The following is a 25441-nucleotide window of genomic DNA, read 5'->3' as shown; positions in this document are numbered from 1 at the left end:
CACCCTAAACCAGCGGCCGGGGTTGTTTCAATATATTTGACATAAGCTCGCCATACGGCCTTGCGGCGTTCAATTTAATCAACATAGACTTTGGCCCTTTCACGCCATCGCGCCGTCATCACGGGAGAAAACAACAATGAACATCCAGAACGTCGTCGACATCAGCCTGACCACAACCGAAGCCGAACGCTATCGCCCGGACCCGGCCAAAGTGCTCAAGGGCGATCCCGAGCAAGCGGTGTTCAATCAATACGACAGCCCATGCGGGCAAATGGGCGTCGGCGTTTGGGAAGGTGCGGTGGGTCAGTGGACGGTGAATTACACCGAACACGAATACTGCGAAATCCTGCAAGGCGTTTCGGTGCTGCGTGATGGCGAAGGCAATGCCAAGACCCTGCGTGTCGGCGACCGCTTTGTGATTCCGGCCGGTTTCCGTGGCACCTGGGAAGTGCTGGAGGCTTGCCGCAAGGTCTATGTGATCTTCGAACAGAAGGCCTGATCCGACACAAGTGGTGACTACGCGAGTAAGACGCGTGCAGTGCTTCTGAGTGAAACTTCGCGGCAGCGCTCATACATCGGGCAATTTCCTACCGAGGCAGGATGTCTCGGCAGGACTGACCGGCGAGCGCTTCCAACCGAATGAAACGCAAGGAGGCACCGTGCCTGATTTCTGCAATATCAACGCCGCGCAATTCGCTGTCGGCCAAGTCGCAACCCCTGAAACCCTGAGCGCCATCCGTATTGCAGCCGGGGTGCAAAAGCATCGGCTGGAACGGCCGGAGGATCTGTTCAATCTCCTGCCCAAACCTGACCGGATCAGGGTACTGGTCAACGAACGCAATGAGATCGATGAACTGATCTGCGGTTGATCATCTGGCAACAAAAAAGGCCCGTATTTTCAGATACGGGCCTTTTTTGTTGCCAGATGATCCGCACAGGGAAGCACCGCGGGCGCAAAAAATAACTATATACCGCAGCCCCTGCCGAAGCCGGCCACACACTTGGTGAGTTCAGCCAATGGACATCTCAATCACGCAAAGGAAATGCGAACATGAACAATGAACAAGTAACTCACCAGGTACGCCATATGATTGGCAGTCGCTACGTAGCCAGCGTCAAAGCTTATCTTGCCGAGCTGACCGGCCGGGACGTACGCGGTGGTACCGGGTATCTCACCGCAGATCTCAGCCCTGGACGCCTGACAATTCACCTTGATGCTCAAGGCAACATCGAGGCGATCGAAATTGATCGCTCCAACGAGCAAAAAGCGTGAAGCTTCGGATCAACCGGGCAAGACCAGCTGGAGCGTGAGTCGACTGCACTGAATCACGCGTAACAAAAAAGGCCCGTATCGTGAGATACGGGCCTTTTTCGTAAGTCGGGAAAAATCAATTACTTGATTTTGCCTTCCTTGTAGATCACGTGCTTGCGAACAACCGGATCATATTTCTTGATCTCGATTTTGTCCGGGGTAGTACGCTTGTTCTTGTCGGTAGTGTAGAAGTGACCAGTACCGGCGCTCGAGATCAAACGAATCAATTCACGCATGATTAGCTCCCTTAAACCTTGCCGTCGCGACGCAGCTCGGCCAGCACAACGCTGATGCCACGCTTGTCGATGATACGCATGCCTTTGGCGGAAACGCGCAGGCGTACGAAACGTTTCTCTTCTTCAACCCAGAAGCGGTGATGCTGCAGGTTCGGCAGGAAACGACGACGGGTTTTGTTGTTTGCGTGGGAAATGTTGTTCCCAGTCACCGGACCCTTACCGGTAACTTGACATACTCTAGACATGCCTCAGCCCTCTAAAACCACATGCCCAACCCGGCATGGGTTGGCCGCTTAATCTCTAGTCATTGTGGCGCCAGGCGCCGCGATTCTTTAGAGGTCTTACCGGCTACACCTACAAGCGAAGGAACCGGGCCCCTAGAAAAGAGCGCTGCTTTATACCAGAAAGACCACGGAGCAACAACTTTCCGTGTGCAAAGAATGGCTAAAAAGCCGCTTTTTCTGGCTGGGAGCGCCTTAGGCAAAGGCTGCCGGCAATTTTTACCATTCGTCGCAGAGAACCAGCTTCGACAGTGATTGCGGATTTTAACGCAATCGTTTCCTACAGATCTCGCCAGCGTCACGCCCCGAAAATGCAAAAAGGGGATAGTCATTTGCAATCGCGACCACTAGGGTAGGCCTTTTCCAGACTGCACTTGCAGATGGGCCTTCGATCTGTAAAGGAAGCCGACCATGCGCCTCGCTGCCCTCCCCCTGCTCTTCGCCCCGCTGTTACTGAGTCCACTGGCCCAGGCCGCCGCCCTGAGCGTCTGCACCGAGGCCAGTCCCGAAGGCTTCGACGTGGTGCAGTACAACTCGCTGACCACCACCAACGCATCGGCCGACGTACTGATGAATCGCCTGGTGGACTTTGACACCGCCAGCGGCAAGGTCGTCCCGAGCCTGGCCGACAGCTGGGAAGTCAGCACCGATGGCCTGACCTACGTATTCAAGCTGCACCCGCAGGTGAAGTTCCACACCACCGACTACTTCAAGCCGACCCGCGAACTGACCGCCGAAGACGTCAAGTTCAGCTTCGACCGCATGCTCGACCCGGCCAACCCGTGGCACAAAGTCGCCCAGAGCGGCTTCCCGCACGCCCAGTCGATGCAGTTGCCGAGCCTGATCAAGAAGATCGACGCGCTGGACCCGCTGACCGTGCGCTTCACCCTCGATCACCCGGACTCGACGTTCCTCGCGACCCTGAGCATGGGCTTCGCCTCCATTTATTCTGCTGAATACGCCGACAAGCTGCTGAAGGCCGATGCCACCGACAAGCTCAACAGCCAGCCGGTCGGCACCGGACCGTTCGTGTTCACCCGGTTCCAGAAAGACGCGTCGATCCGTTACAAGGCCAACCCGGACTACTTCCGCGGCAAGCCTGCGGTGGACCCGCTGATCTTCGCCATCACTCCGGACGCCAACGTGCGCCTGCAAAAACTGCGGCGCAACGAGTGCCAGATTGCCCTGTCGCCAAAACCACTGGACGTACAGGCGGCGAAGCAGGAGCCGACGCTGAAAGTCGAAAAGACTGACGCGTTCATGACCGCATTCGTCGGCATCAACAGCCAGCATCCGCCACTGGACAAACCGGAAGTGCGCCAGGCGATCAACCTCGCCTTCGACAAGGCCAACTACCTCAAGGCTGTATTCGAAGACACCGCCGAAGCCGCCAACGGTCCATATCCGCCGAATACCTGGAGCTACGCGAAAAACCTGCCGGGTTACGCCCACGACGTGGACAAGGCCAAGGCACTGCTCGCCAAGGCTGGATTGAAGGACGGTTTCCAGACCACCATCTGGACCCGCCCGTCCGGCAGCCTGCTGAACCCGAACCCGAGCCTCGGCGCGCAATTGCTGCAATCGGATCTGGCGGAAATCGGCATTCAGGCAGAAATCCGCGTGATCGAATGGGGCGAACTGATCCGCCGCGCCAAAGCTGGCGAGCATGACCTGCTGTTCATGGGCTGGGCCGGCGACAACGGCGACCCGGACAATTTCCTGACCCCGCAGTTTTCCTGCGCGGCGGTGAAGTCCGGCACCAACTTCGCCCGCTATTGCAACGCCGATCTGGACAAACTGATCAGCGCCGGCAAGACCACCAGCGAGCAAGGTGTGCGCACCAAACTCTACGAACAGGCGCAGGCGCAGATTCAGCAGCAGGCGCTGTGGCTGCCGCTGGCTCATCCGACGGCATATGCGCTGACGCGTAAGGACGTGCAGGGTTATTCGGTGAGCCCGTTCGGGCGGCAGGATTATTCCAAGGTCACCCTCAAATAACCCGCCACAACACAGAACCTTTGTGGGAGCGGGCTTGCCCGCGAATGCGGTGGATCAGCCAACACAGTTGTCGACTGACACTCCGATTTCGCGGGCAAGCCCGCTCCCACAGGGATTAGCGTTTGTACTAGAAAGCTACATCCAGCCGCACTCCGCCATCGACAACGGTTCCCCATCGCCAACGATGAAGTGATCCAGCACCCGCACATCGATCAACTCCAAAGCCTTCTGCAAACGCTTGGTCAATAATCGATCAGCCTGACTCGGATCGCTGTTCCCCGACGGGTGGTTGTGGCACAGGATTACCGCCGCCGCATTGTTGGCCAGCGAACGCTTCACGACTTCTCGGGGATGTACGGCGGTGTTGTCGATCGAGCCGCGAAACAGCGTCTCGAAGGTCAGTACCTGGTGTTTGGAGTCGAGAAACAGGCAACCGAACACTTCGTGCGGTTCGTGGCGCAGCATGGCTTTGAGGTAATCACGGACCACCTGCGGGTTTTCCAGCGCCGTTTTCTGGCGCATGCGCTCGGCCAGGTGTCGCCGGCCCATTTCCAGCACGGCCTGCAACTGGGCAAACTTCGCCGGGCCCAGGCCCAATTGCTCACTGAACGTTGCGAGATCAGCCTCAAGCAAGGCTCGCAAGCTGCCGAACTGACCCAACAGGTGTCTCGCGACATCCACTGCGCTTTTGCCGGATACACCCGTGCGCAGAAAAATCGCCAGTAATTCGGCATCGGAAAGACTTCCCGAGCCCTGTTCCAACAGCTTCTCCCGCGGCCTTTCCGCCGCCGGCCAATCGCGAATACTCATACACCTTCCTTGTCTGTGGGCGCCGCTGTTCCGTAGCGGTCGCTGTGATATCGTAGCCCATCTTTTTTGCGGGCGAATTCACCCTGGGGAGGGGGTTTCGCCACGTATGTCACCAACGAAATGAAAGGCAGACCTATGCAGCGGCTGTATCGGAAACGCATCGTTCTGGGCGTCGGCGGCGGTATTGCTGCCTACAAGAGCGCCGACCTCGTGCGCCGCCTGATCGATCAGGGCGCCGAAGTGCGCGTGGTCATGACCCGTGGCGGCAGCGAATTCATCACCCCGCTGACCATGCAGGCGCTGTCCGGCCACCCGGTTCACCTGGATTTGCTCGACCCGGCTGCTGAAGCCGCGATGGGCCACATCGAACTGGCCAAATGGGCCGATCTGGTGCTGATCGCCCCGGCCACCGCCGACCTGCTGGCCCGTCTGGCCCAAGGCATCGCCAACGATCTGCTGACCACGCTGGTGCTGGCCACCGACGCCATCGTCGCTGTCGCTCCGGCCATGAACCAGGCCATGTGGCGGGATCCGGCGACCCAGGCCAACCTGCAACTCCTTGAAAGCCGTGGCCTGAAAACCTTCGGCCCGGCCTCCGGCAGCCAGGCCTGCGGCGACGTCGGCATGGGCCGCATGATGGAAGCCACCGATCTGGCCCAGCTCGCGGCGGACTGCTTCCAGCGCCAGGCGCTGACCGGCAAGCACGTGGTCATCACCGCCGGCCCGACCCAGGAAAACATCGACCCGGTGCGCTACATCACCAACCACAGCTCCGGCAAAATGGGCTTCGCCCTGGCTGAAGCGGCGGTGGAAGCCGGCGCCCGCGTGACCCTGATCAGCGGCCCGGTACACCTGCCGACCCCGGATCGGGTCACCCGGATCGACGTGGTCAGTGCCCGCGACATGCTCGCTGCGTGCGAAGCCGCGATCCCTTGCGACATCTTCATCGCCTCGGCGGCGGTGGCGGACTACCGTCCGGAAGTCGTCGCCCCGCAAAAATTAAAGAAAGACCCTACGAGCGGTGACGGCTTCGTCCTGCAAATGGTGCGTAACCCGGACATCCTGGCCACCATCGCGACCCGTCCCGACCGTCCGTTCAGTGTCGGCTTCGCCGCCGAGACCGAACACCTGCTCGACTACGCTGCACGCAAGCTGAAGGGCAAGAATCTCGATCTGATCGTCGCCAACGACGTCGCCAACCCGAGCATCGGTTTCAACAGCGAAGAAAACGCCTGCAGCGTCATCGACCGTGCGCTGCACGCCACGGTTTTCGCCCAGACCAGCAAGAGCAAGATCGCTCGCCAGCTGGTCACTTTTATCGCCGAACGTCTGAACCAGGTTTAATTTACATGCACGCTTTGCAAGCCAAGATCCTCGACCCACGCATCGGTACCGAATTCCCGCTGCCGCAATACGCCACACCGGGCTCCGCCGGCCTCGACCTGCGCGCCATGCTGCAAGAGGACATCGTGATCAAGCCGGGTGAAACCGTGCTGATCCCGACCGGTCTGTCGGTCTACATCGGCGACCCAAACCTCGCCGCGCTGATCCTGCCGCGCTCGGGCATGGGCCATAAGCACGGCATCGTGCTGGGCAACCTCGTCGGTCTGATCGACTCCGACTACCAGGGCCCGCTGATGGTGTCCTGCTGGAACCGTGGCCAGACCGAATTCACCATGCCGGTCGGCGAGCGCCTGGCGCAGCTGGTGCTGGTGCCGGTGGTACAGGCGCACTTCGAGATGGTTGAAGAGTTCGTCGAAACCGAGCGCGGCGCTGGCGGTTTCGGCCATTCCGGCACCAAGTGATTGGTTTTGTGGCGAGGGAGCCTGCTCTCTCGCCATAAAAATACGCAGAATCATCTGGAAGCTTTAACGCTGAAAATCAAGGCATTGGCTGGCCAAAGCCAGGCCGCACAAGGCGTCATGGCCCTTTCACACCACGAACTCTCTGTGAAAACCGCCGTCATACCCTTCAGTTTGAGCTTGCCGTCGAATGAGTCGTCGGTGTGTCCAGCCACTTTCGAGATGGAGCATTTTCGCAGATGAGCACCCCCGCCCAAGTCGCCCCGAAGCTTCCCGACAGCATCTTCCGCGCCTACGACATTCGCGGCACCGTGCCGGAATTCCTCAATGCCGAAACCGCCTACTGGATCGGCCGCGCCATCGGCTCCCAGAGCCTGGCCCAGGGTGAACCGAACGTGTCCGTCGGCCGTGATGGCCGCCTGTCCGGTCCCGAACTGGTTGCAGAACTGATTCGTGGCATCGCCGAAAGCGGCTGCCATGTCAGCGACGTCGGCCTGGTGCCGACGCCTGCGTTGTACTACGCCGCCAACGTGCTGGCCGGCAAATCCGGTGTGATGCTCACCGGCAGTCACAACCCGTCGAACTACAACGGCTTCAAGATCGTGATCGCCGGCGACACCCTCGCCAACGAGCAGATCCAGGCCCTGCACGAGCGCCTCAAGACCGGCAACCTGAGCAGCGGCACCGGCAGCGTGACCCAGGTTGAGATCCTCGACCGCTACAACACCGAAATCGTCCAGGACATCAAACTGGCCCGACGCCTGAAAGTCGTGGTGGATTGCGGCAATGGCGCGGCCGGCGTGATCGCCCCGCAACTGATCGAAGCGCTGAACTGCGAAGTCATCCCGCTGTTTTGCGAAGTCGACGGCAACTTCCCGAACCACCACCCGGATCCGGGCAAGCCTGAAAACCTCGTCGACCTGATCGCCAAGGTCAAGGAAACCAATGCTGACATCGGCCTGGCCTTCGACGGCGACGGCGACCGCGTCGGCGTGGTGACCAACACCGGCACCATCGTGTTCCCGGACCGTCTGCTGATGCTGTTCGCCCGTGACGTGGTGGCGCGCAACCCCGACGCGGAGATCATCTTCGACGTCAAATGCACCCGTCGCCTGATCCCGCTGATCAAGGAATATGGCGGTCGGCCGCTAATGTGGAAGACCGGTCACTCGTTGATCAAAAAGAAAATGAAACAGTCCGGCGCACTGTTGGCCGGCGAAATGAGCGGGCACATTTTCTTCAAGGAACGCTGGTTCGGTTTCGACGACGGCATTTACAGCGCCGCACGGCTGCTGGAAATCCTCAGCAAGGAAAAATCTTCGGCCGAGGAGCTGTTCGCGACCTTCCCGAACGATATTTCCACGCCGGAAATCAATATCCATGTGACCGAAGAGAGCAAATTCAGCATCATTGATGCACTGCACGATGCGCAGTGGGGCCCAGGCGCCGACCTGACCACCATTGACGGCGTGCGGGTCGACTACGCCAAAGGCTGGGGCCTGGTGCGCGCGTCCAACACCACACCGGTGCTGGTGCTGCGCTTCGAGGCCGATGACGAGGCTGAATTGCAGCGCATCAAGGCTGTGTTCCATGCCCAACTGAAACGCGTTGCACCTGATCTCCAACTACCGTTCTGATTGCTGATTCACCCGGAGCCCTGAATGACCCTCGAACGCGATGCCGCCGCCAACACTGCCAAGGTCCTGTCCGAAGCGCTGCCTTACATCCGCCGATACGTCGGCAAGACCCTGGTGATCAAATACGGCGGCAACGCGATGGAAAGCGAGGAGCTGAAAACCGGCTTCGCCCGCGACATCGTGCTGATGAAGGCCGTGGGCATCAACCCGGTGGTCGTGCACGGCGGTGGCCCGCAGATCGGTGATCTGCTCAAGCGCCTGTCGATCGAAAGCCATTTCGTCGACGGCATGCGCGTTACCGACGCCGCGACCATGGACGTGGTGGAAATGGTCCTCGGCGGTCAGGTCAACAAAAGCATCGTCAACCTGATCAACCGTCACGGCGGCAGCGCCATCGGCCTGACCGGTAAAGACGCCGGGCTGATTCGTGCGAAGAAGCTCACCGTCACCCGCCAGACCCCGGAGATGACCCAACCGGAAATCATCGACATCGGCCATGTGGGCGAAGTGGTCGGGATCAACACCGAACTGTTGAACCTGCTGGTCAAAGGCAACTTCATCCCGGTGATCGCGCCGATCGGCGTGGGTGAAAACGGCGAGTCGTACAACATCAACGCTGACCTGGTGGCCGGCAAGGTTGCCGAAGCGCTGAAAGCCGAGAAGCTGATGCTGCTGACCAACATCGCCGGCCTGATGGACAAGTCGGGCACCGTGCTGACCGGCCTGAGCACCCAGCAGGTCGACGACCTGATCGCCGACGGCACCATCTACGGCGGCATGCTGCCGAAGATCCGCTGCGCACTGGAAGCGGTTCAGGGCGGTGTCGGCAGCTCGCTGATCATCGACGGCCGCGTACCGAACGCGATCCTGCTGGAAATCTTCACTGACACCGGTGTGGGTACGCTGATCAGCAATCGCAAGCGTCCGTAAGCGTTCGCGCAAACAAAAAGACCCCGCTCAGCCTGGCTGAGCGGGGTCTTTTTTTTGCCTGAAGCTGCGATCAGACGCCGAACTGGGCGCGATAGGCTTCAACGGCTGGCAGGTGCTGCTTGAGCTGCGGATCGTCAGCCAGGAACTCCAGCACCTGGTTCAGCGACACGATGCTGATGACCGGGATGCCGAAATCACGCTCGACTTCCTGGATCGCCGACAGCTCGCCGTTGCCGCGCTCCTGACGGTTCAGAGCGATCAGCACACCGGCAGCCTTGGCGCCGTCCTGGGAAGCGATGATCTGCATCACTTCACGGATCGCGGTGCCGGCGGTGATCACGTCGTCGATGATCAGCACTTCGCCGGTCAGCGGCGCGCCGACCAGGCTGCCGCCCTCGCCGTGGGCCTTGGCTTCCTTGCGGTTGAAGCACCATGGCAGATCACGGTTGTGGTGTTCGGCCAGCGCCACGGCAGTGGTTGCCGCCAGCGGGATGCCTTTGTAGGCCGGGCCGAACAGCACGTCGAACGGAATGCCGCTCTCGGCGATGGCTGCGGCGTAGAAACGACCCAGCTGCGCCAGTGCGGAACCCGAGTTGAACAGGCCGGCATTGAAGAAGTAAGGACTGGTGCGCCCGGACTTCAGGGTGAACTCACCGAAGCGCAAAACGCCGCGATCGATGGCAAAACGAATGAAATCGCGCTGATACGCTTGCATGAAAAAAACCCCAAATACCACGGATTTAGCTAATTAGCTTGACGCCGTGTATCATACACGCACGCGATTTTTGGGGCCATTTATGCGGATCATCAGTGTGAACGTCAATGGTATTCAGGCTGCAGTCGAGCGCGGTTTGCTCAGTTGGCTGCAGGCACAGAATGCCGACGTCATCTGCCTGCAGGACACCCGTGCCTCCGCCTTTGAACTGGACGACCCAGCCTTCCAACTGGATGGCTACTTCCTTTATGCCTGCGATGCTGAAGTCCCTGCCCAAGGCGGTGTGGCTTTGTATTCGCGGTTGCAACCGAAGGCTGTCATCAGCGGTCTCGGATTCGAGACGGCCGACCGCTACGGGCGCTACCTGCAAGCAGATTTCGACAAAGTCAGTATTGCCACCTTGCTGCTTCCTTCGGGAATGAACGGCGATGAGGACTTGAACCAGAAGTTCAAGCTCATGGACGACTTCGGCAAGTACCTGGACAAACAGCGGCGCAAACGTCGCGAGTACATTTATTGTGGCTCGCTGTACGTCGCGCAGCAGAAGCTCGACATCAAGAACTGGCGCGACAGCCAGCAATCCCCGGGTTTCCTGGCGCCGGAACGCGCCTGGATGGACGAGATTGTCGGCAACATGGGCTACGTAGATGCCCTGCGCGAAGTCAGCCGCGAAGGCGACCAGTACAGCTGGTGGCCGGACAACGAACAGGCCGAGATGCTGAATCTGGGCTGGCGCTTTGACTACCAGATCCTGACCCCGGGCCTGCGGCGCTTCGTGCGCAGTGCACGCCTGCCGCGTCAGCCACGGTTCTCGCAGCACGCGCCGCTGATCGTCGACTACGACTGGACGCTGACCATCTAAGCGGCCTTTCGCAGACACAAAAAAACCGACATCTCTGTCGGTTTTTTTGTGGGCGATCGTTCGTTATTTGATCAACCGCCAGGTGAACGGATAACGGTACGGGAAACCTTCGTTGGCTTTCACCCCGCCGATAATCGTCAACACCAGCGCCGCAATGGCCAGCAGGCCAAACAGCACGAACCCGATAAGCAACAGCATCAGCACGAAGCAGATCATCGAAGCGATCGCCACGGTGATCTGAAAATTCAGCGCTTCTTTACCCTGTGCATCGATGAACGGATCCGTCTCGCGCTTCATCTGCCACAGGACCAGCGGCCCGATCAGCGTACCGAACGGAATCCAGATCCCCAACAAGGCGGACAAGTGACAAAACATGGCCCATTGGCGAACCTCCTGGCTCGGCTTGGGCAGCAACTCTTGCTCATCACTCATCGCGTCCTCCTTGCGGGTTACGAACCTGCTCAGTCGGCCAGTGCAGCCTTTTGCAGTTCGAATATCTCGTTCATGCCTTTCTTGGCCAGTTCCAGCATCGCGTTCAGCTCTTCAGGCTGGAACGGCGCGCCTTCGGCGGTGCCCTGCACCTCGATGAAACCACCGGTGCTGGTCATCACCACGTTGAGGTCGGTCTCGGCAGCGGAATCTTCAAGATAGTCCAGATCCAGCACCGGCTCGCCCTGGTACATGCCCACGGAGACGGCGCCGATCATTTGCTTGAGCGGGTCGCCACCTTTCAGGCCGCCACGCTTCTTGATCACTTTCAGTGCATCGACCAGCGCAACCATGGCGCCGGTGATCGACGCGGTGCGGGTACCGCCATCGGCCTGGATCACGTCGCAGTCGACGTACAGGGTGACGTCGCCCAGCTTGGACATGTCCAGCGCGGCGCGCAGGGAACGACCGATCAGGCGCTGGATCTCCAGGGTACGACCGCCCTGCTTGCCACGGCTGGCTTCACGCTGGTTACGCTCGCCGGTGGCGCGCGGCAGCATGCCGTACTCGGCGGTCAGCCAACCCTGGCCCTGGCCTTTGAGGAAACGCGGCACGCCGTTTTCGACGCTGACGGTGCAGATGACTTTGGTATCACCGAATTCGACCAGTACGGATCCCTCGGCGTGTTTGGTGTAGTTGCGGGTAATGCGGATCGAGCGGAGCTGATCGGCAGCGCGACCACTTGGACGTTTCATAGGAGATACCTGTACTGGGGACGGAAAACTGCGGAGCATTATAGAGCCGCGCACCGCGCCTGGGCACTCGTTAAAAAATCCGGCCGACGACCGAAGGCCCTGAAACGCACTTCGCCGACGGCCTGCAGCCCTTTGTCACACCGTGTGTTTGGGCGCATCTGCCGCACTGCGCTACAATCCTGCGCCTTTGCTGCCAGTCGGCTTAAATTCATTGATATCGAGCTGCGGAGCTTCAATTCGCGCCGATCTGTATCGCGAGGTCACCCCATGGTGCACAGCATGACCGCCTTCGCCCGCGTCGAAAAAGCCGGCGTTCAGGGCACCCTGAGCTGGGAGCTGCGCTCGGTCAACAGCCGCTACCTGGAACCCCACCTGCGCTTGCCGGAGTCGTTTCGCGACCTCGAAGGCGCCGTCCGCGAAGCCCTGCGCCAGGGCCTGTCGCGCGGCAAACTGGAATGCACCCTGCGCTTCACCGAGGAAAGCACCGGCAAGCCGCTGCAAGTGGATCGCGAGCGCGCTGCACAACTGGTCGCAGCCGCCGAAACCGTCGCCGGCCTGATCAAGAACCCGGCCGCGCTGAACCCACTGGAAGTGCTGGCCTGGCCGGGCGTACTGGTCGCCGACGCCACCGACCCGCAGGCGTTGAACGCCGAGGCGCTGGCCCTGTTCAATCAGGGCCTGAAAGACCTCAAGGCCGGCCGCGAGCGCGAAGGCGCGGAGCTGGCCCGCCTGATCAACGATCGCCTGACCTCCATCGAGGAAGACGTGGTGACCCTGCGCGAACTGGTTCCGCAGATGCTCGCCACTCAGCGCCAGAAAGTCCTCGACCGCTTCGCCGACATGAAGGCCGAGATGGACCCGCAGCGCCTGGAACAGGAAATGGTCATGCTCGCGCAGAAGAGCGACGTGGCTGAAGAACTGGATCGCCTGAGCACCCACATCATCGAAGTTCGCCGGGTGCTGAAATCCGGCGGCGCCGCCGGTCGGCGCCTGGACTTCCTGATGCAGGAGCTCAACCGCGAAGCCAACACACTGGGCTCCAAGGCCTTCGACCCGCGCAGCACCCAGGCGGCGGTCAACCTCAAGGTGTTGATCGAGCAGATGCGCGAACAAGTGCAGAATATTGAGTAAGGCTACCCCGACATGACCCACAGCACCGGCACCCTGTACATCATTTCCGCCCCTTCGGGCGCGGGCAAGAGCAGTCTGGTCAAGGCCCTGACCGACGCCAACCCGGAAATCCGCGTCTCGATTTCCCACACCACCCGCGCCATGCGCCCGGGCGAAGTGGACGGCGTGAACTATCACTTCGTGACCCGCGAAGAGTTCGTGAAGATGGGCGAACACGGCGATTTCCTCGAACGCGCCGAAGTCTTCGGCAACTTCTACGGCACCTCGCAAAGCCGCCTGCAGCAGACCTTGGACGAAGGCCACGACCTGATTCTGGAAATCGACTGGCAAGGCGCCGAGCAAGTGCGCAAGCTGATGCCGCAGGCTCGCTCGATCTTCATTCTGCCGCCATCGCTGCAGGCCCTGCACCAGCGCCTGACCAACCGTGGCCAGGACAGCGACGAGATCATCGACGGCCGGATGCGCGAAGCCGTCAGCGAGATGAGTCACTACGTCGAGTACGACTACCTGATCATCAACGACGATTTCGCCCACGCGCTGGACGATCTGAAGGCGATTTTCCGCGCCAATCAGCTGCAACAGAAACGCCAACAAGTGCGTTTCGGCAAATTGCTGGCGGAATTGCTGGGCTGAAACAGCACTTCCCAAAACCGCTGCAAGGGCTTTACATTGGCACTTGCAGCGCGTTGAAGAGTCTGGTCAAAAAATCAGCGCTTCCCTAATCGCTGGTGATTTTTTAAACTGTTGAGTCCGCTCGCCCAACCGGGCAGCGCGCATATTGCATTCGCTCCGAGGAATACCATGGCCCGCGTAACCGTTGAAGACTGCCTAGAACACGTGGAAAACCGCTTTGAGCTGGTCATGCTCTCTACCAAGCGTGCCCGTCAACTGGCCACCGGCGGCAAAGAGCCCCTGGTTCAGTGGGAAAACGACAAACCGACCGTAGTTGCGCTGCGTGAAATCGCTGAAGGCCTGATGAGCTACGAGTTCATCGCCGAGCAGGAAATCGTCCACGAAGACCCTGTCTTCGCTGCGTTCGAGGACGAGTCCAACGAGGCCGTCTAAGCCTATGCCTGGTCGACGTAGCACGGCGCGGGATCACAGCCTACGGCAGGAGACATCATGCCGAGCATAGACGCCCTCGCCGATCGCTTATCGACCTACCTCGGCAATGACCAGGTCAACCTGGTCCGCCGAGCGTATTTCTACGCCGAACAAGCCCACGACGGCCAGCGCCGCCGCAGCGGCGAGGCGTACGTCACGCATCCTCTTGCCGTGGCGAATATTCTTGCCGACATGCACATGGACCATCAGAGCCTGATGGCCGCGATGCTGCATGACGTGATCGAAGACACCGGTATCGCCAAGGAAGCGCTGCAAGCGCAGTTCGGTGAAACCGTGGCCGAACTGGTCGACGGGGTCAGCAAACTGACCCAGATGAACTTCGAGACCAAGGCCGAAGCCCAGGCGGAAAACTTCCAGAAAATGGCCATGGCCATGGCGCGCGACATTCGCGTGATCCTGGTCAAGCTTGCCGACCGCCTGCACAACATGCGCACGCTGGAAGTGCTGTCCGGCGAAAAACGCCGGCGCATCGCCAAGGAAACCCTCGAGATCTACGCACCCATCGCCAACCGATTGGGCATGCACGCGATCCGCATCGAATTCGAAGACCTCGGCTTCAAGGCGATGCACCCGATGCGTTCCGCGCGGATCTACCAGGCCGTCAAACGCGCCCGGGGCAACCGCAAGGAAATCGTCAACAAGATCGAAGAATCCCTTGGCCACTGCCTCGCCATCGACGGCATTCAGGGTGAAGTCAGCGGTCGCCAGAAACACCTCTACGGCATCTACAAGAAAATGCGCGGCAAGCGTCGGGCCTTCAACGAGATCATGGACGTCTACGCGTTCCGGATCATCGTCGACAAGGTCGATACCTGCTACCGCGTGCTGGGTGCTGTACATAATTTGTACAAACCGTTGCCGGGACGCTTCAAGGATTACATCGCGATCCCCAAGGCCAACGGCTATCAGTCGCTGCACACCACTCTGTTCGGCATGCACGGTGTACCGATCGAGATCCAGATCCGCACCCGTGAAATGGAAGAGATGGCCAACAACGGCATCGCCGCCCATTGGCTGTACAAATCCAGCGGTGACGAGCAGCCGAAAGGCACTCACGCCCGCGCCCGTCAGTGGGTCAAGGGCGTGCTGGAAATGCAGCAACGTGCCGGCAACTCGCTGGAATTCATCGAGAGCGTGAAGATCGACCTGTTCCCGGACGAGGTCTACGTGTTCACGCCCAAAGGCCGGATCATGGAGCTGCCCAAAGGCTCCACGGCGGTCGACTTTGCCTACGCGGTGCACACCGACGTCGGCAACAGCTGCATCGCCTGCCGGATCAACCGTCGTCTCGCACCGCTGTCCGAACCGCTGCAAAGCGGCTCCACGGTCGAGATCGTCAGCGCTCCCGGCGCACGACCGAATCCGGCGTGGCTCAACTTCGTGGTCACCGGCAAGGCGCGCACGCACATACGCCATGCGCTGAAACTGCAACGCCGCTCCGAATCCATCAGCCTCGGCGAACGCCTGCTGAACAAGGTGCTCAACGGCTTCGACAGCGCGCTGGAACAGATTCCGGCCGAACGAGTGAAGGCGATGCTCACCGAGTACCGCCTCGAACTGATCGAAGACCTGCTCGAAGACATCGGCCTGGGCAACCGCATGGCCTATGTCGTGGCACGCCGCCTGCTCGGCGAAGGCGAGCAACTGCCAAGCCCGGAAGGCCCGCTGGCGATTCGCGGCACCGAAGGCCTGGTTCTCAGCTACGCCAAATGTTGCACGCCGATCCCGGGCGACCCGATTGTCGGTCACCTGTCGGCAGGCAAAGGCATGGTCGTGCACCTGGACAACTGCCGCAACATCAGCGAAATCCGTCATAACCCGGAAAAATGCATCCAGCTCTCGTGGGCCAAGGATGTCACCGGCGAATTCAACGTCGAACTGCGCGTCGAGCTGGAACACCAGCGCGGCCTGATCGCCCTGCTGGCCAGCAGCGTCAACGCAGCCGACGGCAATATCGAGAAAATCAGCATGGACGAACGCGATGGCCGCATCAGCGTTGTCCAACTGGTGGTCAGCGTCCACGACCGTGTGCACCTGGCCCGCGTGATCAAGAAACTGCGCGCCCTGACCGGGGTGATCCGCATCACCCGCATGCGTGCATAACCACCCCATTACAAGGAGTCATTCATGACCAAAACCGTTATCACCAGCGACAAGGCCCCGGCCGCCATCGGTACTTACTCTCAGGCGATCAAGGCCGGTAACACCGTTTACATGTCGGGTCAGATTCCCCTCGATCCAAAAACCATGGAACTGGTCGAAGGCTTCGAAGCCCAGACCGTCCAGGTGTTCGAGAACCTGAAAGCCGTGGCCGAAGCCGCCGGCGGTTCGTTCAAGGACATCGTCAAGCTGAACATCTTCCTGACCGACCTGAGCCACTTCGCCAAGGTCAACGAGATCATGGGCAAGTACTTCGACCAGCCGTACCCGGCGCGCGCCGCCATCGGCGTGGCAGCCCTGCCAAAGGGTTCGCAGGTTGAAATGGATGCCATTCTGGTCATCGAGTAATGCGCACGGCGCGGCCTCAGACGCCGCGCCGACTGCTCTGCGGTAAAGAAAAGGTTTTGAAAGGATTCCACCATGCGCAAAGCGCTTGCTCTCTCGCTGCTCGCCATTTTCCTCGGCGGTTGCGCCAGCAACCCTGCCGACCGTGACATCAGCGGCACCTGGATCAATCAGGTCGCCATTGATGCCGCTGCCAAGGGCGGCCCCCTGCGCGAAGCGCTTCAGGCTTACGGCCCGAACCTGGAGTGGGACGTCAACACCAAGGCCGGCCAGGCCCGCTACACCAACGGTTTCGAAAACGTCGAAGGTCGCTTGCTCGGCGAACAGTCCGGTGCCTGGAAAGTCGACTTCTATGGCAGCTCCGCCAGCGAGCTGAAACGTGACGGTGGCCAACTGCAACAAGCCGCCAACGAAAACGAACCGGAACAGGTCTTCGATCGCGCGCAGATCCCGGTGCCGGAAGGCGCACCGATCGGCGCCAGCTTCGAACGCGCGCTGTATTCCGCTTATCTGGGCGGCAACTGGACGATCACCAGCGGCCAGGGCGAAGGCGCCACCGTGCAATTCCAGGCGGACGGTCAAGTCTCCGGCCTGCCGGGTGCCGACCGCTATGCGCTGTGCCTCGCAGGCGATTGCGCATCGATGAGCAGCGGCAACGACAGCATGTGGTTGCAGCAGAACGGCCAGGGCAATAACTGGATCTTTGTGCGCAAGGGCAAAGAGCTGGAAATTCTGCAGGCCGTGAACACCGCGCTGGCGGACGAACAACCGCAGTTCACCCCGGGTGAACGCAAGTGGTTGCTCGAGAAGCAATAACCCACCTTTGAAAACACAGTAAATCGAATGTGGGAGCGGGCTTGCTCGCGAATGCGGTCTGTCAGGCAATCAAGATGCCGCCTGACACGACGCCTTCGCGAGCAAGCCCGCTCCCACATTTACTGTGCAATGCCTGAAAGTCAGCAGCGCCCCTCAAGAATCGCGGCATACCCCTCGCGATAACTCGGATACTTCGGCACCCAACCCAGCGCCTTCGCCCGGGCATTGCTGCAACGCTTGCTGCCGGTGCGACGCACGCTCTCGTCTTCCGACCATTCGGTGACGCCGAGATACTCACGCAACCACGCCACCACTTCGGCCAGCGGCGCTGGCGCATCGTCAACGCCGATATAGATGTCATCCAGCGACCCGCCTTTGCGAGCTGCTTCCAGCAGAAACGCCATCAACCCCGCCGCATCATCGGCATGGATGCGATTGCCATACAGCGGCGGCTCGACCGCAACGCGATAGCCACGACGTACCTGAGTCAGCAGCCATTCACGGCCGGGGCCATAAATACCCGTCAGGCGCACGATACTCGCCGGAATGCCGCTGTTGAGCGCAACCTGCTCGGCCTCCAGCATCACCCGACCGGAATAACCCGCAGCGACGGTTTCGGATTTTTCATCAACCCATTCGCCGTTCTGCTGGCCATAAACACTGCTGCTGGAAACGAACAGCAGCCGCTCAGGCTCCTGACCGTAATCGTTCAGCCAACCCAGCACATGCTGCAAACCCTGCACATACGCCGCGCGATAACCGGCCTCATCGTGATCGGTGGCCGCCGCGCTATACACCAGGTAATCGATAGCACCCACTGGCCACGTCTCGGGGCAATCCTCATTGAACAAGTCACCGGCCACACCGATAACGCCGTCCGGCAAACGCGAAATATCACGGCGCAGGCCATAGACCTGGAAGCCGGCAGCCAGCAATTGCGTGGCCAGACGGCTGCCGACATCACCGCAACCGGCGATCAAAACAGAAGGCGCGGACATCAAAAATCTCCCATCGGAAAGCGACAGACTAGCCTCGGCAAGGGACGAGCGGCTAGCAATGAAGGAAAAAAAGCAACTCTATTACTTCTGTTAACAAGAATTACTTGCAATAATGCACGCCACTTTTGTTCTCGGCCTCACGAGGCCTGGAAGAGCATTACCGTTTTTCTATCTCAGGTCCGGCCAGCATGACACGCATTCAAAACTCCGCTTCGCCAACCAACCGACCTCGCGCCTGGAGCGCCGTGGCTGCCCTGCTGCTCAGCCTGATGCTGGCGCCAGTTGCCGCATTCGCTGACGCCCAGGCCCCGGCCGCGCCAGCCGCCACCGAGCAAAGCGCTCCGGCCGCCGCACCTGCCGCGACCGACCCGGTGCAGGCCGTAGAGGCCAGCGCCGCCGACGCGCCGGAAGTCCTCGAAGCCGACAACACCCTGGGCATGGCCCACGACCTGTCGCCATGGGGCATGTACCAGAACGCCGACGTGATCGTTAAAGCCGTGATGATCGGCCTGGCCATCGCCTCGATCATCACCTGGACCATCTGGATCGCCAAGGGCTTCGAGCTGATGGGCGCCAAACGCCGCCTGCGTGGCGAGATCGCCGCCCTGAAAAAAGCCGCCACCCTCAAAGAAGCCAGCGCCACCGCCGCGAAGGAAGGCACCCTCGCCAACCTGCTGGTTCACGACGCGCTGGAAGAAATGCGCCTGTCGACCAACGCCCGCGAGAAAGAAGGCATCAAGGAACGCGTCAGCTTCCGCCTCGAGCGTCTGGTTGCCGCCTGTGGCCGCAACATGAGCAGCGGCACCGGCGTTCTCGCCACCATCGGTTCCACCGCACCGTTCGTCGGTCTGTTCGGCACCGTGTGGGGCATCATGAACAGCTTCATCGGCATCGCCAAAACCCAGACCACCAACCTTGCCGTCGTAGCACCGGGTATCGCTGAAGCGCTGCTGGCTACCGCACTGGGTCTGGTTGCCGCGATTCCTGCCGTGGTCATCTACAACGTCTTTGCCCGCTCCATCGCCGGTTACAAGGCTCAGGTGTCCGATGCGTCGGCTCAGGTGCTGCTGCTGGTCAGCCGCGACCTCGACCACCAGCCTGAGCGCAACAGCTCGCAACCGCACATGGTGAAAGTGGGGTAATCGGCCATGGGCCTGCATTTGAAAGAAGGCGCAGACGACGATCTGGCCGAGAACCACGAAATCAACGTCACGCCGTTCATCGACGTGATGCTGGTGCTGTTGATCATCTTCATGGTGGCCGCGCCGCTGGCCACCGTGGACATCAAGGTTGACCTGCCTGCCTCGACCGCCAAACCGGCGCCGCGGCCGGAGAAACCGGTGTTCCTCAGCGTGAAGGCTGACCAGCGCCTGTTCCTGGGCGAAGACGAAGTGAAAGCCGAAACCCTCGGCGCCGCACTCGACGCCAAGACCCAGGGCAAGAAAGACACGACGATCTTCTTCCAGGCCGACAAAGGCGTGGATTACGGCGACCTGATGAGCGTGATGGATAACCTGCGCGCCGCCGGTTACCTGAAGGTCGGTCTGGTCGGACTCGAGAGCGCAGTCAAGAAATGATCACGACGCGCCATAAGCTGACGCGTTACAGCGGTAGCCTGGCCGTGGTGCTGGGTGTTCACGCGCTGGCCATCGCGCTGGCGCTGAACTGGACCGCCCGCCCGCCCATCGAATTGCCGCCGCAGGCAATGATGGTCGAGCTGGCACCGGTTCCGGCCCCGCCACCGCCCGCACCGCCGAAAGTCGTCACGCCACCGCAGCCACCGGCTCCGGTTGAAGAACTGCCGATCCCGAAACTGGCCGAAGCGCCAAAAGCCGAGATCGCGGTGCAGAAACCGAAACCCAAGCCGAAACCAAAACCGCCGAAGCCGATCGAGAAAAAACTGCCCGATCCGCCGAAGGAGAAACCGTCCGAAGAGAAGCCGGCCGATACCCAGCCGACTCAGGCCCCGACGGAGAAATCCGCCCAGCCTGCACCGGGCCCGTCGCCTGCACAAATGGCCGCCAAGGCCAGCTGGCAAGGCACCCTGCTCGCGCACCTGGCCAAGTACAAGAAGTACCCGGCCAGCGCTCAGGCGCGGGGCAAGGAAGGCTTGAACCGGTTGCGTTTCGTGGTCGATGGCGAAGGCAACGTGCTGTCGTTCGAACTGGTGGGCCGCTCCGGCAACGCCGATCTGGACCGGGCCACCCTGGAAATGATCCGCCGCGCCCAACCGCTGCCCAAGCCACCGGCCGACATGCTGACCAATGGCGCGATCGAAATCGTTGCGCCGTTTGTGTACTCGCTGGAACGCCGCCGCTGATCCGCACCCGTGGAGCCCGGCCTGATCCAGCCAAAAAGGCACCGAAAGGTGCCTTTTGCTTATCCATCCACGGCAAACCGGCATTGCCCGGTGTCGCATTCATCACTCAGTCTGATAACGTGCGTCTATCGATTGCAGCCGGTATGCTTGGCCCGCATCTTCATGGACGCTTGCTATGACCCTCACAGAATTACGCTACATCGTTACCCTCGCCCAAGAGCAGCATTTCGGCCACGCGGCCGAGCGTTGCCACGTCAGCCAGCCGACCCTGTCGGTGGGCGTGAAAAAGCTTGAAGACGAACTCGGTGTGCTGATTTTCGAGCGCAGCAAAAGCGCCGTGCGCCTGACCCCGGTCGGCGAAGGCATCGTCGCCCAGGCGCAGAAAGTGCTGGAGCAGGCCCAAGGCATCCGCGAACTGGCCCAGGCCGGCAAGAACCAGCTGACCGCCCCGCTGAAAGTCGGCGCGATCTACACCGTCGGCCCGTACCTGTTCCCGCACCTGATTCCGCAACTGCACCGGGTCGCCCCGCAGATGCCGTTGTACATCGAAGAAAACTTCACCCACGTGCTGCGCGACAAACTGCGCAACGGCGAGCTGGACGCGATCATCATCGCCCTGCCGTTCAACGAAGCCGACGTGCTGACCCTGCAACTCTACGACGAGCCGTTCTACGTCCTGATGCCGGCCCAGCACCCGTGGACCCAGAAAGAATCCATCGACGCCGCCCTGCTTAACGACAAGAGTTTGCTGCTGCTCGGCGAAGGCCACTGCTTCCGCGATCAAGTGCTGGAAGCCTGCCCGACCCTGACCAAGGGCAACGACGGCGCCAAGCACACCACGGTCGAATCCAGCTCGTTGGAGACCATCCGCCACATGGTCGCGTCCGGTCTGGGCATTTCGATCCTGCCGCTGTCGGCGGTCGACAGCCATCACTACGCCCCGGGCGTGATCGAAGTGCGTCCGTTGTCGGCACCAGTGCCGTTCCGCACGGTGGCCATCGCTTGGCGCGCCAGTTTCCCACGGCCGAAAGCCATCGAGATCCTCGCCGACTCCATTCGCCTGTGCTCGGTCGCCAAACCTGCCGCGCCGGTCACGGCCGGTTAAGCCAGCGTCATGACTGAGCTGTCGCAGGTCTCGGTAACCGCACTCAAGGGTGTCGGTGAGGCCATGGCCGAAAAACTGGCCAAGGTCGGTCTGGAAAATCTCCAGGACGTGCTGTTCCACCTGCCGCTGCGCTATCAGGATCGCACCCGCGTGGTGCCGATCGGCGCGTTGCGGCCGGGGCAGGACGCCGTGGTCGAAGGCACCGTTAGTGGCGCCGACGTGGTCATGGGCCGGCGGCGCAGCCTCGTCGTGCGCTTGCAGGACGGCACCGGCGGACTGAGCCTGCGCTTCTATCACTTCAGCAATGCGCAGAAAGAAGGCCTCAAGCGCGGCACGCGGATTCGTTGCTACGGCGAAGCCCGGCCCGGCGCCTCGGGGCTGGAGATCTACCACCCGGAATACCGTGCCATCAACGGCGACGAGCCGCCGCCGGTGGATGAAACCCTGACCCCGGTCTACCCGCTGACCGAAGGCCTGACCCAAGCCCGTTTGCGCCAGTTGTGCATGCAAACCCTGACCCTGCTCAAGCCGGCCACCCTGCCCGACTGGCTGCCGACCGAACTGGCCCGCGACTACCAATTGGCGCCGCTGGCCGACGCGATCCGCTACCTGCACAACCCGCCCGCCGATGCCGACGTCGACGAACTCGCCCTCGGTCATCACTGGGCCCAGCATCGCCTGGCCTTCGAAGAACTGCTGACTCACCAGTTATCGCAGCAGCGCCTGCGCGAAAGCATGCGCTCCCTGCGCGCACCGGCGATGCCGAAAGCCACGAAGCTGCCAGCGAAATACCTGGCCAACCTTGGCTTCAACCCGACCGGCGCGCAACAGCGAGTCGGCAACGAAATCGCCTACGACCTCAGTCAGCACGAACCGATGCTGCGGCTGATTCAGGGCGACGTCGGCGCGGGCAAAACCGTGGTCGCCGCCCTCGCCGCGCTGCAAGCGTTGGAAGCGGGTTATCAGGTCGCACTGATGGCGCCGACCGAGATCCTCGCCGAGCAGCACTTCATCACCTTCAAGCGCTGGCTCGAACCGCTGGGCATTGAAGTGGCGTGGCTGGCCGGCAAGCTCAAGGGCAAGAACCGCGTCGCCGCGCTGGAACAGATCGCCAGCGGCACGCCGATGGTGGTCGGCACCCACGCGCTGTTCCAGGACGAAGTGCAGTTCAAGAACCTCGCGCTGGTGATCATTGACGAACAACACCGCTTCGGCGTGCAACAGCGTCTTGCGCTGCGGCAGAAAGGCGTCGGCGGGCGCATGTGTCCGCATCAACTGATCATGACCGCCACGCCGATTCCCCGAACACTGGCGATGAGCGCCTACGCCGACCTCGACACCTCAATCCTCGACGAACTGCCGCCCGGTCGAACCCCGGTCAACACCGTCCTGGTCACCGACACCCGCCGCGTCGAAGTCATCGAACGGGTGCGCAGCGCCTGCGCCGAGGGCCGTCAGGCCTATTGGGTGTGCACGCTGATCGAAGAGTCCGAAGAGCTGACCTGTCAGGCCGCCGAAACCACTTTCGAAGACCTGACCGCCGCACTCGGCGAGTTGAAGGTCGGGCTGATCCACGGCCGCATGAAGCCTGCCGAGAAAGCCGCCGTCATGGCCGAATTCAAGGCCGGCAATCTGCAACTGCTGGTCGCCACCACCGTGATCGAAGTCGGCGTCGACGTACCCAACGCCAGCCTGATGATCATCGAAAACCCCGAGCGCCTCGGTCTCGCGCAACTGCACCAGTTGCGTGGTCGCGTCGGTCGGGGCAGCGCGGTCAGCCATTGCGTGCTGCTCTACCATCCGCCTCTGTCACAGATCGGCCGTCAGCGCCTGGGCATCATGCGCGAGACCAACGACGGTTTCGTCATCGCCGAAAAAGACCTCGAACTGCGCGGCCCCGGCGAAATGCTCGGCACCCGCCAGACCGGCCTGCTGCAATTCAAGGTCGCCGACCTGATGCGCGACGCCGATCTGTTGCCCGCCGTGCGCGATGCCGCCCAGGCCTTGCTCGAACGCTGGCCCACCCACGTCAGCCCGCTGCTCGACCGATGGCTGCGACACGGGCAGCAATACGGCCAAGTGTGAGCACCGTCGCAGTTTCTCAAAGCTCGTTCCAATCAAGCTGGTTATACTCCAGCAATTGTTTCAAAAACGGATACAGACCATGACCGAAGCTGCTCTCGCCCCCGAACTCCCGCACGCTCCGTCTGTTATTCGGCTGCTGCTCAACAAACTGGGCATCGCCTACGAAGAAGTGCTCGACCACCACGGCCTCAATGCCTCGCGCAAAGTGCAGGCCGTGTTGCTGGACGACGCGGTCGGTGCGCTGATGGTGCTGTTTCCACAGAGCCAGTTGCTGGATCTCAACCGCCTCGCCGAGCTGACGGGCCGTCGCCTGACCGCCGTGTCCACCGAGCGCCTGGAAAAGATGCTCGGCAAACACAGCCTGAGCCTGCTGCCGGGCCTGCCGGCGCTGACCAGCTCGCCGTGCCTCTACGAAGAAAGCCTGCTGCGCGAGCCGAAGTTGCTGATCAACTCCGGCGAGCCGGGCCTGCTGCTGGAAATCGCCAGCGAAGACTTCAAGACCATGCTGACCAAGGCCAGCGCCGCCAACTTCGGCGAAGCCCTGAGCAGCATCCGCCCTAACCTCGACCGCCCGGACGATGACCGCGAGGAAATCACCCAGGCCGTGCAGGCGTTCACTGCGCGGCGCATCCAGCAGCGTCTGGAAGCGACCATCGAGATTCCGCCGCTGGCCGAAACCGCGCAAAAAATCATCAAGCTGCGCGTAGACCCGAACGCCACCATCGACGACATCACCGGCGTGGTCGAAACCGACCCGGCGCTGGCTGCGCAAGTGGTGAGCTGGGCGGCATCGCCGTACTACGCCTCGCCGGGCAAGATCCGTTCGGTGGAAGACGCGATCGTGCGCGTGCTCGGCTTCGATCTGGTGATCAACCTGGCGCTGGGCCTGGCCCTCGGCAAGACCCTGAGCCTGCCAAAAGATCATCCGCAACACACCACGCCGTACTGGCAACAGTCGATCTACACCGCCGCCGTCATCGAAGGCCTGACCCGCGCCATGCCGCGCGCCCAGCGCCCGGAAGCCGGCCTGACCTACCTCGCCGGCCTGCTGCACAACTTCGGCTACCTGCTGCTGGCCCACGTGTTCCCGCCGCACTTCTCGCTGATCTGTCGCCACCTGGAGGTCAACCCGCACCTGTGCCACAGCTTTGTCGAGCAACACCTGCTGGGCATCAGCCGCGAACAGATCGGCTCCTGGCTGATGCGCTACTGGGACATGCCCGACGAACTGGCCACCGCCCTGCGCTTCCAGCACGACCCGAACTACGACGGCGCCTACGCCGAATACCCGAACCTCGTCTGCCTGGCCGTGCGCCTGCTGCGCAGTCGCGGCATCGGCTCCGGCCCGGATGAAGACATTCCGGATGCGCTGCTGGAACGCGTTGGCCTGACGCGTGACAAGGCCAATGATGTCGTCAGCAAAGTGCTTGAGGCTGAAGTGTTGCTGCGGGAACTGGCTTCGCAGTTCAGCCAGGCCTGACTTACGCTCATAAAAAAGGCCCCACACTCAACCGAGTGTGGGGCCTTTGTATTTGATCGTTCCCACGCTCTGCGTGGGAATGCAGCCCGTGACGCTCCGCGTCACAGCC

The 25441-nt window shown here is 61.3% G+C and carries 27 protein-coding genes and 1 pseudogene; 21 read left to right on the top strand and 7 right to left on the bottom strand.

What is annotated here, in order from left to right; all coding sequences use genetic code 11:
- The first annotated feature begins 136 nt into the window (after window positions 1–136).
- The 3 genes from PMI24_RS12770 to PMI24_RS12760 all read left to right on the top strand — a co-directional run bounded on the left by PMI24_RS12770 (window position 137) and on the right by PMI24_RS12760 (window position 1273).
- Entirely contained in the window at window positions 137–499 is a 363-nt protein-coding gene (locus PMI24_RS12770; protein ID WP_007954453.1) for a cupin domain-containing protein, read from the top strand.
- A gap of 49 nt (window positions 500–548) precedes the next feature.
- Window positions 549–869 carry a hypothetical protein gene (locus tag PMI24_RS12765; RefSeq protein ID WP_177323246.1) on the top strand — a complete coding sequence of 107 codons (321 nt, stop codon included), beginning with the start codon at window positions 549–551 and terminating at the stop codon, window positions 867–869.
- Between the two features lie 182 nt (window positions 870–1051).
- A complete protein-coding gene (locus tag PMI24_RS12760; protein ID WP_007954451.1) occupies window positions 1052–1273 on the top strand; it encodes a hypothetical protein in 222 nt (73 codons plus the stop codon).
- A 119-nt stretch (window positions 1274–1392) separates the two neighbouring features.
- Here PMI24_RS12760 and rpmG read toward each other — a convergent pair whose 3' ends face one another.
- Both rpmG and rpmB read right to left on the bottom strand, forming a co-directional pair.
- Window positions 1393–1548, bottom strand: coding sequence for a 50S ribosomal protein L33 (gene rpmG, locus PMI24_RS12755; protein ID WP_003177274.1), 156 nt, complete (start codon window positions 1546–1548; stop codon window positions 1393–1395).
- Window positions 1549–1559: 11 nt separating this feature from the next.
- Window positions 1560–1793: a 50S ribosomal protein L28 gene (gene rpmB / locus PMI24_RS12750; protein ID WP_003177273.1), complete on the bottom strand. Its 234-nt coding sequence runs from the start codon at window positions 1791–1793 to the stop codon at window positions 1560–1562.
- Between the two features lie 447 nt (window positions 1794–2240).
- On the opposite strand from rpmB, the gene PMI24_RS12745 reads away from it, so the two are divergent.
- Complete coding sequence (locus PMI24_RS12745) at window positions 2241–3827, top strand: ABC transporter substrate-binding protein (RefSeq protein ID WP_007954449.1); 1587 nt, start codon at window positions 2241–2243, stop codon at window positions 3825–3827.
- Window positions 3828–3962: 135 nt separating this feature from the next.
- On the opposite strand, the gene radC is transcribed toward PMI24_RS12745, so the two are convergent.
- Window positions 3963–4637, bottom strand: a complete 675-nt coding sequence (radC, locus tag PMI24_RS12740) for a RadC family protein (RefSeq protein WP_007954447.1) — start codon at window positions 4635–4637, stop codon at window positions 3963–3965.
- 135 nt (window positions 4638–4772) lie between these two features.
- Here radC and coaBC point away from each other — a divergent pair, with 135 nt between their 5' ends.
- The 4 genes and pseudogenes from coaBC (at window position 4773) to argB (ending at window position 9006) form a co-directional block, all read left to right on the top strand.
- The gene (gene coaBC, locus PMI24_RS12735) at window positions 4773–5981 is read left to right on the top strand and encodes a bifunctional phosphopantothenoylcysteine decarboxylase/phosphopantothenate--cysteine ligase CoaBC (RefSeq protein WP_007954446.1); all 1209 of its coding nucleotides are present in this window, start codon (window positions 4773–4775) and stop codon (window positions 5979–5981) included.
- A gap of 5 nt (window positions 5982–5986) precedes the next feature.
- Window positions 5987–6442, top strand: a complete 456-nt coding sequence (dut, locus tag PMI24_RS12730) for a dUTP diphosphatase (protein ID WP_007954445.1) — start codon at window positions 5987–5989, stop codon at window positions 6440–6442.
- Window positions 6443–6699: 257 nt separating this feature from the next.
- Window positions 6700–8076, top strand: a pseudogene (locus PMI24_RS12725) (phosphomannomutase/phosphoglucomutase); the annotation flags it as partial.
- 24 nt (window positions 8077–8100) lie between these two features.
- Window positions 8101–9006: an acetylglutamate kinase gene (gene argB / locus PMI24_RS12720; RefSeq protein ID WP_007954443.1), complete on the top strand. Its 906-nt coding sequence runs from the start codon at window positions 8101–8103 to the stop codon at window positions 9004–9006.
- A gap of 70 nt (window positions 9007–9076) precedes the next feature.
- Here argB and pyrE read toward each other — a convergent pair whose 3' ends face one another.
- The gene (pyrE, locus tag PMI24_RS12715) at window positions 9077–9721 is read right to left on the bottom strand and encodes an orotate phosphoribosyltransferase (protein ID WP_007954442.1); all 645 of its coding nucleotides are present in this window, start codon (window positions 9719–9721) and stop codon (window positions 9077–9079) included.
- An 82-nt stretch (window positions 9722–9803) separates the two neighbouring features.
- Here pyrE and PMI24_RS12710 point away from each other — a divergent pair, with 82 nt between their 5' ends.
- Window positions 9804–10583: an exodeoxyribonuclease III gene (locus PMI24_RS12710; RefSeq protein WP_007920349.1), complete on the top strand. Its 780-nt coding sequence runs from the start codon at window positions 9804–9806 to the stop codon at window positions 10581–10583.
- Window positions 10584–10646: 63 nt separating this feature from the next.
- Here the strand turns inward: PMI24_RS12710 and PMI24_RS12705 are convergent, their stop codons facing one another.
- Complete coding sequence (locus PMI24_RS12705; RefSeq protein ID WP_007954441.1) at window positions 10647–11015, bottom strand: DUF4870 domain-containing protein; 369 nt, start codon at window positions 11013–11015, stop codon at window positions 10647–10649.
- Window positions 11016–11044: 29 nt separating this feature from the next.
- Complete coding sequence (rph, locus tag PMI24_RS12700; RefSeq protein ID WP_003229494.1) at window positions 11045–11767, bottom strand: ribonuclease PH; 723 nt, start codon at window positions 11765–11767, stop codon at window positions 11045–11047.
- A 267-nt stretch (window positions 11768–12034) separates the two neighbouring features.
- On the opposite strand from rph, the gene PMI24_RS12695 reads away from it, so the two are divergent.
- The 6 genes from PMI24_RS12695 (at window position 12035) to PMI24_RS12670 (ending at window position 17344) form a co-directional block, all read left to right on the top strand.
- Complete coding sequence (locus PMI24_RS12695; protein ID WP_007954440.1) at window positions 12035–12898, top strand: YicC/YloC family endoribonuclease; 864 nt, start codon at window positions 12035–12037, stop codon at window positions 12896–12898.
- Window positions 12899–12910: 12 nt separating this feature from the next.
- Complete coding sequence (gene gmk, locus PMI24_RS12690) at window positions 12911–13531, top strand: guanylate kinase (protein WP_003229498.1); 621 nt, start codon at window positions 12911–12913, stop codon at window positions 13529–13531.
- A gap of 168 nt (window positions 13532–13699) precedes the next feature.
- Complete coding sequence (gene rpoZ / locus PMI24_RS12685) at window positions 13700–13963, top strand: DNA-directed RNA polymerase subunit omega (protein WP_003229503.1); 264 nt, start codon at window positions 13700–13702, stop codon at window positions 13961–13963.
- 57 nt (window positions 13964–14020) lie between these two features.
- The gene (gene spoT, locus PMI24_RS12680; RefSeq protein WP_007954439.1) at window positions 14021–16126 is read left to right on the top strand and encodes a bifunctional GTP diphosphokinase/guanosine-3',5'-bis pyrophosphate 3'-pyrophosphohydrolase; all 2106 of its coding nucleotides are present in this window, start codon (window positions 14021–14023) and stop codon (window positions 16124–16126) included.
- A gap of 24 nt (window positions 16127–16150) precedes the next feature.
- Window positions 16151–16531 (top strand): RidA family protein, encoded by a 381-nt coding sequence (locus PMI24_RS12675; RefSeq protein ID WP_003229509.1) that lies wholly within the window; start codon window positions 16151–16153, stop codon window positions 16529–16531.
- 72 nt (window positions 16532–16603) lie between these two features.
- On the top strand, window positions 16604–17344 hold the full coding sequence (locus PMI24_RS12670) for a hypothetical protein (protein WP_007954437.1): 741 nt from the start codon (window positions 16604–16606) through the stop codon (window positions 17342–17344).
- Between the two features lie 140 nt (window positions 17345–17484).
- On the opposite strand, the gene PMI24_RS12665 is transcribed toward PMI24_RS12670, so the two are convergent.
- Complete coding sequence (locus PMI24_RS12665; protein WP_007954435.1) at window positions 17485–18342, bottom strand: SDR family oxidoreductase; 858 nt, start codon at window positions 18340–18342, stop codon at window positions 17485–17487.
- 188 nt (window positions 18343–18530) lie between these two features.
- On the opposite strand from PMI24_RS12665, the gene exbB reads away from it, so the two are divergent.
- From exbB to PMI24_RS12635, 6 genes are all read left to right on the top strand, one after another.
- Entirely contained in the window at window positions 18531–19484 is a 954-nt protein-coding gene (exbB, locus tag PMI24_RS12660; RefSeq protein ID WP_007954433.1) for a tonB-system energizer ExbB, read from the top strand.
- Between the two features lie 6 nt (window positions 19485–19490).
- Window positions 19491–19919: a TonB system transport protein ExbD gene (gene exbD, locus PMI24_RS12655; protein ID WP_007954431.1), complete on the top strand. Its 429-nt coding sequence runs from the start codon at window positions 19491–19493 to the stop codon at window positions 19917–19919.
- Window positions 19916–20662, top strand: a complete 747-nt coding sequence (locus tag PMI24_RS12650) for a TonB family protein (protein WP_007954422.1) — start codon at window positions 19916–19918, stop codon at window positions 20660–20662. Before exbD ends, PMI24_RS12650 begins: the two co-directional genes overlap by 4 nt.
- Before the next feature lie 175 nt (window positions 20663–20837).
- Window positions 20838–21767 carry a hydrogen peroxide-inducible genes activator gene (locus PMI24_RS12645; protein ID WP_007954418.1) on the top strand — a complete coding sequence of 310 codons (930 nt, stop codon included), beginning with the start codon at window positions 20838–20840 and terminating at the stop codon, window positions 21765–21767.
- A gap of 9 nt (window positions 21768–21776) precedes the next feature.
- Window positions 21777–23852: an ATP-dependent DNA helicase RecG gene (gene recG / locus PMI24_RS12640; protein WP_007954416.1), complete on the top strand. Its 2076-nt coding sequence runs from the start codon at window positions 21777–21779 to the stop codon at window positions 23850–23852.
- A 79-nt stretch (window positions 23853–23931) separates the two neighbouring features.
- Window positions 23932–25332, top strand: a complete 1401-nt coding sequence (locus PMI24_RS12635; protein WP_007954415.1) for an aminoacyl-tRNA deacylase and HDOD domain-containing protein — start codon at window positions 23932–23934, stop codon at window positions 25330–25332.
- Window positions 25333–25441: the final 109 nt, after the last annotated feature.

Origin of the sequence: Pseudomonas sp. GM25 (assembly GCF_000282255.1) — a bacterium.
Taxonomy (GTDB): Bacteria; Pseudomonadota; Gammaproteobacteria; order Pseudomonadales; family Pseudomonadaceae; genus Aquipseudomonas; species Aquipseudomonas aphyarum.
This window is presented reverse-complemented; position numbering and strand designations above follow the sequence as displayed.